Annotated in this window: 12 protein-coding genes; 6 read left to right on the forward strand and 6 right to left on the reverse strand. The window is 54.7% G+C overall.

Going from position 1 to position 13,678, the window contains the following annotated elements; translation table 11 throughout:
* Window positions 1-2: 2 nt before the first annotated feature.
* The 4 genes from EBL_RS09285 to EBL_RS09300 are packed head-to-tail and all read right to left on the reverse strand — an operon-like array spanning window position 3 to window position 4,593.
* Window positions 3-800, reverse strand: coding sequence for a MetQ/NlpA family ABC transporter substrate-binding protein (locus EBL_RS09285; RefSeq protein WP_002440987.1), 798 nt, complete (start codon window positions 798-800; stop codon window positions 3-5).
* A gap of 5 nt (window positions 801-805) precedes the next feature.
* Window positions 806-2,167 carry an LLM class flavin-dependent oxidoreductase gene (locus EBL_RS09290; protein WP_002440986.1) on the reverse strand — a complete coding sequence of 454 codons (1,362 nt, stop codon included), beginning with the start codon at window positions 2,165-2,167 and terminating at the stop codon, window positions 806-808.
* Window positions 2,164-3,369 (reverse strand): SfnB family sulfur acquisition oxidoreductase, encoded by a 1,206-nt coding sequence (locus tag EBL_RS09295; protein ID WP_002440984.1) that lies wholly within the window; start codon window positions 3,367-3,369, stop codon window positions 2,164-2,166. Before EBL_RS09295 ends, EBL_RS09290 begins: the two co-directional genes overlap by 4 nt.
* Before the next feature lie 9 nt (window positions 3,370-3,378).
* On the reverse strand, window positions 3,379-4,593 hold the full coding sequence (locus EBL_RS09300) for an SfnB family sulfur acquisition oxidoreductase (protein WP_002440983.1): 1,215 nt from the start codon (window positions 4,591-4,593) through the stop codon (window positions 3,379-3,381).
* A 257-nt stretch (window positions 4,594-4,850) separates the two neighbouring features.
* On the opposite strand from EBL_RS09300, the gene EBL_RS09305 reads away from it, so the two are divergent.
* From EBL_RS09305 to EBL_RS09320, 4 genes are all read left to right on the forward strand, one after another.
* Entirely contained in the window at window positions 4,851-5,903 is a 1,053-nt protein-coding gene (locus EBL_RS09305) for an NAD(P)-dependent alcohol dehydrogenase (protein WP_002440982.1), read from the forward strand.
* Window positions 5,904-6,017: 114 nt separating this feature from the next.
* Window positions 6,018-6,656 carry a response regulator transcription factor gene (locus EBL_RS09310; protein ID WP_002440981.1) on the forward strand — a complete coding sequence of 213 codons (639 nt, stop codon included), beginning with the start codon at window positions 6,018-6,020 and terminating at the stop codon, window positions 6,654-6,656.
* A gap of 74 nt (window positions 6,657-6,730) precedes the next feature.
* The gene (locus tag EBL_RS09315; protein ID WP_002440980.1) at window positions 6,731-7,222 is read left to right on the forward strand and encodes a GlcG/HbpS family heme-binding protein; all 492 of its coding nucleotides are present in this window, start codon (window positions 6,731-6,733) and stop codon (window positions 7,220-7,222) included.
* Between the two features lie 65 nt (window positions 7,223-7,287).
* Complete coding sequence (locus EBL_RS09320; protein ID WP_002440979.1) at window positions 7,288-9,597, forward strand: hypothetical protein; 2,310 nt, start codon at window positions 7,288-7,290, stop codon at window positions 9,595-9,597.
* A gap of 25 nt (window positions 9,598-9,622) precedes the next feature.
* Here EBL_RS09320 and EBL_RS09325 read toward each other — a convergent pair whose 3' ends face one another.
* Together EBL_RS09325 and EBL_RS19885 are read right to left on the reverse strand one after the other, a co-directional pair.
* Window positions 9,623-10,072: a hypothetical protein gene (locus EBL_RS09325; protein WP_002440978.1), complete on the reverse strand. Its 450-nt coding sequence runs from the start codon at window positions 10,070-10,072 to the stop codon at window positions 9,623-9,625.
* 437 nt (window positions 10,073-10,509) lie between these two features.
* Complete coding sequence (locus EBL_RS19885) at window positions 10,510-10,932, reverse strand: hypothetical protein (protein ID WP_002440977.1); 423 nt, start codon at window positions 10,930-10,932, stop codon at window positions 10,510-10,512.
* Between the two features lie 428 nt (window positions 10,933-11,360).
* Here EBL_RS19885 and EBL_RS09330 point away from each other — a divergent pair, with 428 nt between their 5' ends.
* Both EBL_RS09330 and EBL_RS09335 read left to right on the forward strand, forming a co-directional pair.
* Complete coding sequence (locus EBL_RS09330) at window positions 11,361-12,035, forward strand: MmcQ/YjbR family DNA-binding protein (RefSeq protein WP_002440976.1); 675 nt, start codon at window positions 11,361-11,363, stop codon at window positions 12,033-12,035.
* A 234-nt stretch (window positions 12,036-12,269) separates the two neighbouring features.
* Window positions 12,270-13,661: an NAD-dependent succinate-semialdehyde dehydrogenase gene (locus EBL_RS09335; protein ID WP_002440975.1), complete on the forward strand. Its 1,392-nt coding sequence runs from the start codon at window positions 12,270-12,272 to the stop codon at window positions 13,659-13,661.
* Window positions 13,662-13,678: the final 17 nt, after the last annotated feature.

Genomic DNA, 13,678 nt, shown 5'->3' on the forward strand with positions numbered 1-13,678 from the left:
CGTTACTGGCTCCATCCGGGTTGATAGAGTTTGCCGTAGAAGCTGTCCATGGTGGCTCTGACCGCCGGTGAATGCTGGTAAATATCGACAAATTTTTTCAGCCTGGGGTCATCCTCATGGCCCGGTTTTATCACGAACTGAATCACATACTCCGGGTGTTCGAGCCCGTCAAACAGCAGGGCGCTATTGGGGTCGATGGTGCCGGAAAGCTGCAGGTAGTGGGGGTAGCCCTGGGCGAGATCCACCTCATCCAGCGACCGGGAGAGCTGCACCGCTTCCACCTCAATGATCTTCAGCTGTTTCGGGTTGGCGGTAATATCCCCCGGGGTCGCATTCAGCCCGACACCGGGTTTCAGGGTGATGAGCCCCGCCTTCTGAAGCAGTAACAGCCCCCGGGCTTCGTTCACCGGATCGTTGGCCACCGCCACTGTACCGCCCTGGGGGATCTGATCGAACGCGGTGTGTTTTTTCGAATAGAGCCCCACATTGTTAATAATGGCCGGGGCATAGGGGACCAGGTTAAAGCCGCCCGCTTTATTGGCGTTTGCCAGGAACGGCTTATGCTGGAACAGGTTAACGTCAATATCCCCGTTCGCCACGCTGACATTCGGTGCGGTCCAGTCGGTAAACTCAATCAGTTTCACCTCCAGCCCCTGTTTGCGCGCTTCCGCGACGGCGGTTTCCAGCGGCGGGGCCAGGGCGGCAGTGGTGCCCACCTTCAGAGGGCCGGAATAGGTTGCCCCCCAGGCGGTGGCGGTCAGGCCAAGTAACGCGGCAAGCAGTGTGTATTTTATGCGCATATCTGTCAGGCTCCCTGAGTTGTCGTGTACGGGTGCCGCCAGCGGGCGGCGGGGTGGCGTTCCGGCAGGCGATCGCTGCCGAACAGTTTGTGGCGCAGTGTTCCCGGGGTATACGCCGTTTTATAACGACCGCGTTGTTGTAATTCCGGCACCACCAGTTGAATAAAATCCTGGTAGCTCTGGGGGTTCACAATGCGGGTCAGATTAAAGCCGTCGATATCGCCTTCGTCTGCCCAGCGGATCAGGGCGTCTGCCACCTGAGCGGGATCTCCGGTAATAATCGGGTAGCGGCTGCCAAGGGCGTGCTGATCAAGCAACTGGCGGCGGGTCCAGCCGCTGTAGGTACTGCTGACGGACTCAATGCCCCCGCCCGGGGCCATTGAGATCGGCTGATCAAGGCCAAAACGCGCCAGATCGATATTGATCGAGCTGGAAAAGTGCGCCAGCCCCGCCTCCGGACTGGCGGCGGCCAGGTAGTGGTCCCGCTTTTCCCGGGCCTGGCGCGCTGTCGGGGCGACAATAACGCCAACCCCCATAAAAATTTTAATATCGCCGGGCTTGCGACCTGCATCCACCGCCGCCTGGCGCAAGAGCCGGGTTTTGTCCCGCATGGCCTCGGGGGTACTGCCGTTGACAAAGGTGCACTCTGCGTGGCGCCCGGCAAACTGGATCCCCCGCCGGGAGGTGCCCGCCTGAAACAGCAGCGGTGTGCGCTGGGGCGAGGGGGCACTCAGGTGGTAGCCGCTCATCTGGTAAAATTCGCCCCGGTGGTTGATCAGGTGGATTTTGTCCGGATCCGCATAGCGGCGGCGGGCCGGATTGTTATCCAGCGCGTCCTCTTCCCAGCTGCCTTCCCACAGTTTGTAGTTCACGTCGAGAAATTCATCTGCCTGATCGTAGCGCCGGTCATGCTGCTGCTGGGCGGTGTGGCCCATCGCCCGGGCGGCGCTGTCCAGATACCCGGTCACCACATTCCAGCCGATACGCCCGCCGGTAAGATGGTCAAGGGTCGAAAAGCGCCGGGCGAAAGGATAGGGAGCCTCATAGCTGAGGTTCGCGGTGACCCCGAACCCCAGGTTACGGGTCACGCTGGCCATGGCGGAAATCAGCATCAGCGGATCGTTGACCGGTAACTGAATCGCCTCCCGGGCGGTGAGATCAATATTGCCCCGGTAGACGTCATACACCCCGAGGATATCCGCCAGGAAAAGGCCGTCGAACAGGCCCGCTTCCAGGGTTCTGGCCAGATCCAGCCAGTAGTCCAGCTGGTTGAAGTCCGCAGAGCGGTCGCCGGGGTAGGTCCACATGCCGTGGTGGATATGGCCCACACAATTCATTGAAAACGCGTTCAGCAGGATAGGTTTCACAGGGTCCCCCTGCGGGCGGGGAGCACGCCATTGAGAACATAGTGGCCAATGGCCGGGTATTTCCAGCGCACCGGATCATGCAGGGTGTGTGTCCGGGCATTACGCCAGTGGCGGGAAAGATTGTACTGCTCCAGGGTTGCGCGGGTGCCGGAGAGCTCAAACAGCAGGCTGGCGGCCTCCAGGGCCACTTCAGTGGTCCATGCCCGGGCTTTGGCCACCTCGATGGACGCTCTGGCTACCTGCCGGGCATCGGGCTGTTGCTGAGCGTCATCCACGGCCAGGCCCGCCGTGTGGAGCAGGGCATCTGCGGCGCTTAACCGGCTGGCCAGCAGGCCGGTGCGATCGAGTGTCAGCGGATCCCGGGTGGCACTGTCAACGCCGGCATCCGGCCAGGGGCGGGCCTGGTGGCGTAAAAACGCCAGCATATCCCGGAAGGCTGCCCGGGCGATGCCCTGATCAATGGCCGCATGGAGTAGCTGCGCCAGCGGACCGACGGTGGTCGGGCGCTCAAAGGCGCTCTGAAACGGCACGATATCCTCTTCACTGACCGGTACGGCGGTTAAACTGACGCTGCCGCTACCGGTGGTGCGCTGGCCGAAGCCGCTCCAGTCATCGGTAATGGTCAGCCCCGGCGCATGACGGGGAATAAACACCAGCTGCTCTTTACCGTCTTCCCCCAGTGCAGCCGTGGGCACCCGATCGGCGAACAGCGCCCCGGTGGCGTAGAATTTATTGCCGTCCACCTGCCAGTGTTTGCCCCGGCGGGAGAGACGGGTAGTACGCTGGTGGGCGCCGGCGCCGGAAAATTCCGCCAGCGCATTGCCCAGGTGAACCCCGTTGAGGATCTCCTGATATAAACGCTGCTGCTGGTGGTGGGCGGCGTTCACGCGCAGCACTTCGAGGGCGTAGAAATGGTTCTGGGGAACCTGGCCTATGGCGCTGTCGGCCTCACTGAGCAGGGCAATAATGTGCGCCAGCTGCGCATTACTGATGGCGATGCCGCCCCACTGACGGGGCACGGTAATAGCGCCCAGCCCGCTGCGGAACAGGCGGGCCAGCTCCTGATGGGGCAGCTGGCGCTGCTGATCGCGCCGGGCGGCGCCTTCTCTGAAGCTGTCCGCCAGCTGGTGTGCCACCTCAAGGGCCTGGCTGGCACTGGTAATGAGCGTGGCCTGGTGTTTGGGAGATACGGTTGTGGTCATAGTGGGTCCTTAAATCCAGGCATGACGGGCAGGGAACTCCCCGTTCAGGTAATAGTTGCCGATGGCGTGATGCTTCCAGCGCACCGGATCGTGCAGAGTGTGGGTGCGGGCGTTACGCCAGTGGCGATCCAGCCCGTGGCGCAGCAGGGTGGCGCGACTTCCGCCCCATTCCAGGAGCTTTTCGCTGGCGCGCAGGGCAATTGCAGTGGTGAGCACTTTGGCCTCGGCCACGGCAATTGAGGCGTGGGCCGTGCTGGCATCTGTCAGCGGCCGGGCGATCACCTCATCCACTATGCTTGCGGCCCGCTGCAGCAGCGCCAGGGCGGCGCTGAACTCCGTATGCAGGCGGCCCACATCCGCCACCAGGTAGGGATCATCCGCATTACGGGTGAATCCCATTTCGACGGCGTCGATCCACGGGCGTGAACTTTGCTGAATAAACAGGCTGGCGTCTTCCAGCGCCCCCTGGGCGATACCCGCGTCAATGGCGGCCTGAATCAGCTGCGAGACGGCACCACGCAGGGTGGGCTTATCCCCGCCCGGGGCGGGAATGACCAGTGCCGGATCCACCCATACATCCTCAAGGCGCACCGTGCCGCTGGCGGTGGTGCGCTGGCCCATGCCTGACCAGTCATCAATAACGCTGACACCGGCCTGGTGGCGGGGAACAAACGCCATCACCGGGGTCTGGTTATCATCAAGGGCGGTGATTACCACCAGATCGGCAAACAGGGCACCGGTGGAGTAAAACTTCTCCCCCTCCAGGCGCAGCTCACCGTTACGTTTGCGCAGCCGGGCGAGGATCTCCCGGGTATGGCGGCTGTTTTTTTCCGGCCCGCCATTTCCCAGGCGCTGGCCCTGGCTGATGGCACCAAATAAACGGGCCTGTTGCTGGGGGGTGCCTTCGGCCAGAATAATATTAATAATGCCAAAATGATTTTGAGGTATCTGGCCCAGGGCAGGATCCGCAGCGGAAATAATTCGGAATATATCGGCAACGGTGGAATATCCCAGCCCGCCACCACCAAACTGACGCGGTACGGAAATACTGCCTAAACCGCTGGCTGAAAACTGGTGAATAAGATCAGTGGCGTACAGCCGCTGCTGGTCGCGCTCTGCGGCCCCGGCGCGCGCCTGCCCGGCCAGTTCCGTGGCGGCGCATAATGCGTCTTCATGGCGGGTTAATACCCGGGCCGCGGTAATATTATCTTCGATGACTGTCATGGTTAATGCCTTATTTCAGGGTGCAGGTGACCGCCGGACTAATAACTTATTAATTAGTCTGGAAATACGTTCTGCCGGAATGTAATACCAATGTTAAACGCCCGCAGAAGGGTGAGTAAATACCTGCGGTTAGCTGATCTTCAGTAATGGATATTCGCCGGGTAAATAAGCGGGCTGGCCTCCTGTTTCCCTGGGAATAACGGGGCCCGGACCAGCTGCTATGCTCAGTGAGGGCAATCATAATCAGGAGCAGCATCATGACGGTCAAGGTTTCAGGCTATGGGGTGCTTTCCCCCACGGCGCCAGTGGCACCTCTCCAGTTTTCACGGCGTACACCGCGGGCAGATGATGTGGTGATTGATATTCTCTATTGCGGTGTCTGCCATTCGGACCTCCACCAGGCCCGTAATGACTGGGGGGGCAGCCAGTATCCCCTGGTGCCGGGCCATGAAATTACCGGTGTGGTCAGTGCGGTGGGGCCGGAGGTCACCCGGTTTAAGCCCGGGGATAATGTCGGGGTTGGCTGCATGGTGGATGCCTGTCGCACCTGCGATCCTTGCCGCCAGGGGCTGGAACAGTATTGTCAGCAGGGGCCGGTTCTGACCTATAACGGGATGGATCGCCATGATCATATGCCCACTTACGGCGGGTATTCACGCTCAATCACCTGTAGCGAGAATTTTGTGTTGCGGATCCCCCGGGGGCTGCCGCTGGACGGCGCCGCGCCACTCCTGTGTGCCGGGATCACAACCTGGTCCCCGCTGCGCCACTGGCGGGTGAATCACAACAGTAAAGTGGCGGTGGTCGGCCTTGGCGGGCTTGGCCATATGGCGCTGAAACTGGCCCATGCTCTGGGGGCGGAGGTGACATTATTTACCCGCTCACCGGGAAAAGAGGCCGATGCCCTGCGTCTCGGGGCGCACCATGTGGTGCTCTCTACCGATGCGGCGCAAATGGCGGCGGTGGGCGGACAATTTGATGTCATTATCGATACGGTGCCCTGTGAGCACGATATTAACCCCTATCTGCCGACCCTGACGCTCGACGGTACGCTGGTGTTTGTTGGCCTGCTGGGGGATATGACGCCGCCTGTCAGTACCGTGCCGATGATCCTCGGGCGTCGCGCTGTGGCGGGCTCCTGTATTGGTGGTATTGCCGAAACCCAGGAGATGCTCGATTTCTGTGCTGAGCATGGCGTGGTCTCTGATATTGAGGTGATTGATATTGCCACCATTAATGATGCCTGGCAGCGAATGCAGAAGAGCGACGTTAAATACCGGTTTGTTATCGATATGAAAACCCTCATCTGACTTTTTTGCGCGCCGGGCGGTGCCGGTTTCGTTTTATCGCCAGGTTACCCCGCTGCGGATGCCACTTATACTGCCTTTTTATAAATCAGGTAGTTGCCGGGAAATGGAGTGGTTATGCAGCAATATATCTATCTTATTGAGCAGGACGGCCCCGTGCGGGAGGTGGCAGGGCAGGCACTGCACGCGGCGGGCTGGCAGTGCCGGAGCTATACCAGTGCCAGCCAGTTTCGCCTGGCAAATCCGCAGTTAACACCGCTTTGTGGCTGTGTGCTGGCGGATGTGCGCCACGCGGGGGAATATGCGCTTATTCACCTTGAGGAGTGGCGGGCCCAGGGGCTGATTATCCCGGTGATTCTTATGAGCCGCCACGCCACTGTTGGCCTGTGTCGTCAGGCGTTTCGCCAGGGGGCGTTTGATTTTCTGCCTAAGCCGCTGGAGATGAACATACTGCTGGATACCGTGGGCGATGCGCTGGAGCATCAGCGAAGGGGCCACCTTCACCAGCGGCGGCGGCAGGATTTGCGCGGCAAGCTGGCATTACTCACCCCCCGGGAAAAGGACGTGCTGGCCCAGATCATGTGCGGCAAGGCCAGCAAGGAAATTGCCCGGTTTCTGACGCTTTCTCCCCGCACCGTGGAGGCGCACCGGGCGAGTATTTTCAGTAAACTGGAAGTGAACACCGTCACCAAACTTCTTACCCGCTATAGCGATGTTTACCCGCCAGGGCCGCGCTCTCGCGCCGGGTCCTGGTAATCCTGCTTATAGCCAGCCAGCTGTTCCTCTTTTATTGTCCGTTATTCCTTTTCCTGACTATGGAGCTGACAATAATGAAAGTGATTTCAACGGGTATCCTTCTTGCCGGTTGCCTGGCGCTCCCCGCCATGGCGGATGGCGTTCTCAGCAGTAAAAACCTCTCCCTTGAGCTGGCGGATAAGCTGGCCAGCCAGACCATCAGCGCCTGTAACGCGAAAGGTTACCAGGTCAGCGTGACGGTTCTTGATCGCGCCGGTATCCCGCTGGTGATGAAAAAGATGGATAACGCCGGCCCCCACACGGTGAAAGCCAGCCGCATGAAGGCGTATACGGCGCTCTCGACGAAGAATCCGTCCGAGAATGTTATGAAAAGCGCCCAGAGTAACGCCGCGGCAGAAAACCTGCGCAATATTCCCGGGTTCCTGCTGCTGGCGGGTGGGGTTCCTGTGAAAGTGGGTACTGAGACCATCGGCGCTATCGGGGTGGGGGGAGCACCCGGCGGGCATCTTGATCAGCAGTGCGCGACCGACGCGCTGGCCGCCAGTGCCGCTGCACTGAAAGCCTGAGCCTGACCACAAGCCGCCACCCGTATGTGGCGGCTTTTTACCATGTTAAGCAGAAGGAATTGCCCGTGAAGATCTGTTTTCCGGCCCGCAAGGCGAATGGTAAAGACTACAGCACGCTGGATGAGATGATGATTCAGGTGGGACGTGAACCTCACGGCACCTGGCTGGCAGGCACCAATGGCATGTGGCACGGCGGCATTCATATCAGCCGTGAAAGTGCACCGTCGTCCTTTCTGACACCTGAAAACATTGATACGGCGGAGCCGCTGCCGTTTATGGTCGGGGGGGAGGTGGTGGCTTACCGCCTGAACAGTCAGTATCTGACCGATACCTGGCTGGGGCAGACGCTGCAGTATTCCAGTACGTTTGTACTGGTGAAATCGGTCTGTACGCCCGATCCGACTAAACCGGCTAACAGTCTGGAGTTTTACTCGCTTTATCTCGGGCTGACACCGCCATCAGACTTTCCGGTGCTTCCGTGCTATCAGGTTACCGTGCAGGGCAATAGACTGCGTTGCCATCATTACAGCGGGCAGGAGAAGGCAGGCGAGCTGGCACCGGCGCCAACCGGAAAAACGCTGACGACCGGGCAGAAAGTTGTGGTATTACGTGAAAACCACTTTGGGCTGGGCGGACATACCCTGACCTTCGGACTTGCCCGGCTTCTGAATGAACATAACGAGATGACCGGGAATGCCTTCTGGGTGTCGGTCGACCCGTTGTATATGATCCCGAACGGTAAACATACAGCACACCTTCCGGCATGGATGCAGCAGGCCATAAAGCAGCGAACCTATGACGCTGTGATGAAGCCCGCCACCAGAATAACAGTTGCCGCCGGTGATGCGGTGGGCTTCCTCGGGAAAGATATTATCCCTGGTGCTCTGAATAAGACGCAGACAGATCCGTATGTGCATATCGAGGTGCTCAGTACCGATGGCCGGCTGCCGGATTTTCTGCGTAATGCCGCCAGCGTCACGAGTGGGGAGAAATATCTTCATATTCACCCGGAGAGCTTTTTGTATACCCGCAACGGGGACATCTTTACCAAAACCAGAGGAAAGGTACGGAAAGATATTCACAAAATTCTGCCACAGGCTAAATGCCCGTCATTCACTGACAATGCTGGCAAGCGCTGGTTTGATATAGGGCAGGGGGCCTGGCTGAGCGGCGACGACGTGGATGCAGATATCGGCCAGTATGACCTGACAAAACGGGGATTCTCGGCGTTTGAGCAGTCAGCCACGGCCAGTATGGAAAAATCCCTGCATGAGAACTGGGTAAAATCGGCGTTCAGCTATCTTTCAGAGTGGGTGCGACCAGAACGTGGTATTCGTGAAATGCAGGTGTCGAATTATTATCAGGCGCTGATCCGTAAGATGGATCTGAACTGCGATGGCGAACTGTCCGGGCACGAGCTGCATGTGGCCCTGCAGTATCCGGAGATGGACGTGAGGGATCTGGTTGCCGGTCTGGTTATCAAACACGACAGTGAGTGGTCTGGTGGTAGCAGTCACCTGCGCTGGACGGACTATCTCAAAAACATGGATATGCTGCTGTCTGGTTATGTCAGAACGTGGCTCGACAAAATGGAGTGGATGAGTCAGGTACCGCCTTTCGATGAGGGAAAACCCGTCTGGCATATGCATCCGGTGAAGTTTCTTGATGCTATTGCGGTTAAAGACGCAGGCAGGATCACAGTGTCGATGCTCAGAAAAATATGGACGAGTGAAAATAACGTGAGTGATTCTGTTTTGCAGCAAGTTGCTGACGAACTGAATGCCAACCTGGATTTGTGCCACCTTAATACAGAAGAAAGACTGTATCACTTTATGGCTCAGGTTTATCAGGAAACGGGGCCGAAATTCTCTATTATCGAGAGCTTTGATTATTCTGCGTCCAGGCTCCCGAACCTGTTTTTATATTATCGCTTGCATCCAGAAGAGCAACTTTTGGATGGGCGAACTGAAAACCACAAGGCTAATCAAGTTAATATTGCAAACAAAGCCTACGGCGGTCGAAATGGCAATCATATGCCAAATGATGGTTGGGATTATCGAGGCCGAGGTATGAAACAATTGACAGGGCGCTATAACTATCGCGTATTTACTCAGTATAGTTCTAAGGTGTGGGGGGAATCTCTTGATTTTGAAGAGCAGCCAGAACTAGTATCCTCATCCATAAAGCAAGCAGTGCGTTCTGCTTTGTTTTTTTGGGATAGGTATGAGTTATACAAGAAAGCAGATGGCGGGGTTACTCGTGCTGCAAGCGAAGCTATAACCGACGTTGTAAACTCTGGCACTGACTCTAGAGCATTAAGGTATAATAATCTAATCAGGTTTAGCCATGAAAAAATATTCGGTGATGTATTTTAAATTGACGTAGGTATAACCCGATGTTCTATTTATACAAAGACTCAAACTGGTCTTTTATTGTACTATCAACACATTTTATTTTTGCGATCCGCGAGCCGTTTTTTGTTACGTAGATACCAGAAAATGTTTTCTCGGAGGGGACGTTGATATCACTTAAAACTGTAACAGTATATGCGTATTCGCCATTTTTAAATATTACGTTATTGTAAATATATGGACCGGATTTGTTAGCCAGTATTACATTACGCGAAAACATTCCAGGAATTTCATTGTTGTAAAGGTTTTCTTTCAGTACAATATCTTTTTTCTTGTCTGTTCCATATGAGTAATATAATACATCATCATTTCTTAATATTTCTACCTTTTTATTTTGAATCGTATAACATTGAAAAATCAAGCTATCAGAGGCACTTGATTGATATGTGGTTATTAATAAAGAAATAGACATTAATACCTTTATCAGTAACGTTTTCATTTTTCCTCCTTTTACTTAGGATCATATCCCATAAATGTTTTTCTTGAGAACCATCCAGTATGAGAGTCATGTCCTTGCTTGTAAACAAAGAAACACATGGGAAGATGGTCTTATCAAGGTTAAGTCAATTGGGTAACTGCTTAACTGGCTTGGTGGTGCGCAGATACCAAATACAGTCCTTTCAGTGTAGCCGCAGTCAGGTCACTACTTCAAGAACTCTCATATCTAAATCTACCTTGTTCAGTTAAATGACTACCGCAACTGGTGATTTGTCGTGTCTTTCAGGCCTGGATTCAAGAAAAGCTACCTGGACGGGAGTTGGACTAAACAGGACGTTCGTGCATTATAAATACCGGGCTTTCGTTAGATGAGAAAAAACGAAGGTTTATTAATTTAGAAGATTTTCGCAATAAGAAAATCTTCCATTGGATTTTTGATTAATCATTGATGCTAATTAAAGAACCTTCCTCGCTATTTTTTATACATGGAAGGGTGGTGAGGGTTTTATTGTTTTTCTTCACTGTTAACGAAGTCGAGGGGATTTGTTCGTCTGCGATTCTGTCAACACTGGTTGTTAATTGGTAATCGTATATACCATTTTTTATTTCAATTGAATTTGTGATGTATCTTCCTGATGAATTTTCAAAATTTAAAGATAGTTGATCTTTTTTTCTTTTTAGTTCCAGATCTGATTTTGAACCGGCACGTCCAAACGAGTAGATTATTTCATTATCTTTTTTATATAGACTGACTTGTTTATCATTTTCAAACTTACATCTAAAAATAATATCATTAGCGGAAACATTAAAAGTTAACGCTACTAATAAAAATACAGGGGCGGTTAATAGATTTTTCCTCATAGCTACTCCATAGCTTATTGAAAAATGAACCATGACATTCTTGAGATCTACCCAGTTTGCAAGTAATCTCATTGCTTGTAAACAAAAAACCACAAAGGGACGTGGTTTGAACTGAAAGTTAAGTTAGTTGGGGAATTGCTTAATCAGGTAACTGGCTGGTGGAGCGCAGATACCAAATACTGTCCTTTCAGGATTCTGAGATGAATGTTCCGGATGGCTTGATTAACTCGTTTGTTGGTAAATATGGTAACCCGATTCAATAACGCATTAGTTACAACATGCTTATAGCTTTCACCATTCTGGTGCCCGGGGCAACAACACAGCCAGAACGCCCGTCTGACAAGACATAAAATGCGCCGTGCCCGATGGCATCGGCTGTCGCATCGCTGCATACTATGGGGCAGTCATAATCTTATCTGGTCGCCATCATGCAGGAAATTTCCTCTTTATTTCAGCGGCGCAGCGTCGATATCCCGGCACTGCTGGCCTATGGTTTTACCCGCCACAGTGAGCATTACTGCTACACAACCCACTTGCTGAATGGCCAGTTCCGTATGCAGGTCACCGTTTCTGCCGCAGGCGAGGTGGACACCACACTGACGGACACCGCCAGCGGGGATGAGTATATTCTGCATAAAATCAGCCGGACCACCGGGGCTTTTGTGGGGGCCGTACGCGAGGCCTGGCAACAGGTTCTGGAGGATATTGCCGGGCACTGTTTCCCCGTGTCGGTGTTTAAAACCGGGCAGGCCTGCCAGGTGGTGGACTATATCCGCACCCGTTATCACCATGAGCTGGAATTTCTGTGGCCGCGCTTTCCGGACAATGCCATCTTCCGGCGCAGCGATAATCAAAAATGGTATGGCGCACTCCTGACCACCCGGCCCGCCAGCCTCGGCCTGGCCGGAGAAGGGCCCATTGAAATTCTTGATTTGCGCATGGATCCGGATGCAGTCATCCAGCTGACCGACAATGTGCACTATTTCCCCGGGTTCCATATGAACAAAAAACACTGGATAACCATCGTGCTGGATGGCCCGGTGGCAAGCGGGGAGATTTTCAGCCGTATTGACGACAGCTACCAGCTGGCCGCCAGGAAGTAGCCCGCCATAAATTCACATCAGAGTTTTATATTAATAATCATGTTGAAATCTTATTTCATTCACTACATGTAAGGTTATTTTGCAAATTAAAAAACCAGTAGTTACAAAATAAACATTCAATAATTCTGATGTCAGACAGCAAAACTCCTGACTATGTTCTTCTCCGCCAGGCTCCTAAGATCACAGACCAGCCAGTAGCCGCCACGCGGCTACCGTGAACTAAGGAGCTTATCCATGGCATATGCAACAACAAACCCGTACACCGGGGAACTGATTAAAACCTTTGCGGATGCAACCGACGCCGAAGTATCCGACGCCATTGCCAGGTCTCACTCTGCATTCACCGCCTGGCGCGACGAAAGTTTCGCCAGCCGCGGGGCGATTTTACAGCGCGCCGCTGATCTACTGCGCCAGCAACAGGATGACCTTGCCCGCCTGCTGACACTGGAAATGGGCAAGCTGCACAGCGAAGCCCTGGCAGAGGTCGAGCTGTCCGCCCGGATTTTCGAATACTACGTTCATAACGCCGAACGCCTGCTGGCACCGGATATCTTACCGGCGGCAAACCCTGAAGAGGCGACCTCGCAAGTGGTCCATGAGCCGCTGGGTGTCCTGCTCGCTATTGAGCCGTGGAATTTTCCCTATTACCAGATAGCCCGCATTATTGCGCCCCAGCTGTCGGCAGGTAATACCGTCTTACTGAAGCATGCCTCTAACGTGCCCCAGAGTGCGGCGCGGTTTGAAAAACTGATGCGCGACGCCGGGCTTCCGGAAGGGGCATTTATCAATCTTTATGCGACCCGCAGCCAGATTGAGATGATCCTCAACGATCCGCGTGTTCAGGGGGTAGCGCTGACGGGCTCTGAAGCTGCCGGGGCCGTTGTTGCCCGCCAGGCCGCCAGTGCACTGAAAAAATCCACTCTGGAGCTGGGCGGGTCCGACGCATTTATCGTGCTCCGGGATGCCGATCTTGATAAGAGCGCTAAATGGGCCGTGTTTGGCCGCCACTGGAATGGTGGTCAGGTGTGTGTCTCTTCAAAACGGATGATTATTGCCACCGAAGTGTACGATGCTTTTATGGAGCGCTATATTGCCGGTGTCGCGGCACTGCGCGCAGGCGATCCCTCTGATGCCACCACCACACTGGCACCGCTTTCATCCCGCCAGGCGGCGGATGAAGTTAAACAAAAAATCCAGTTAGCTGTTGATCACGGGGCAATCGCCCTCGAAGTCGGGCCGAAAGTCCCTCACCGTGGTGCGTTTGTTCAGCCGACAATCCTCACCAATGTCACGCCTGATAACCCGGCATACAACATGGAGTTCTTCGGCCCGGTGTCGATGATTTTCCGTGCTGAAAACGAAGACGATGCCTTGCGTATTGCTAATGATTCCCCGTTTGGACTTGGCGGCGCTATCTTTACCCGCGATACGGCACACGGGGCTGAACTGGCGAAACGCCTCTCCACCGGGATGGTCTATATTAACCATCCGACCCGGGTTAAAGCCGATTTACCGTTTGGCGGGATTCGCCGCTCCGGTTATGGCCGTGAATTAATTGGCCTGGGGATCAAAGAGTTTGTGAATCACAAACTGATCTCCATCGTCGATATTGATGCGGAATTCTGATCTGTACGGGCCGTCAG

The organism is Shimwellia blattae DSM 4481 = NBRC 105725 (assembly GCF_000262305.1).
GTDB lineage: Bacteria > Pseudomonadota > Gammaproteobacteria > Enterobacterales > Enterobacteriaceae > Shimwellia > Shimwellia blattae.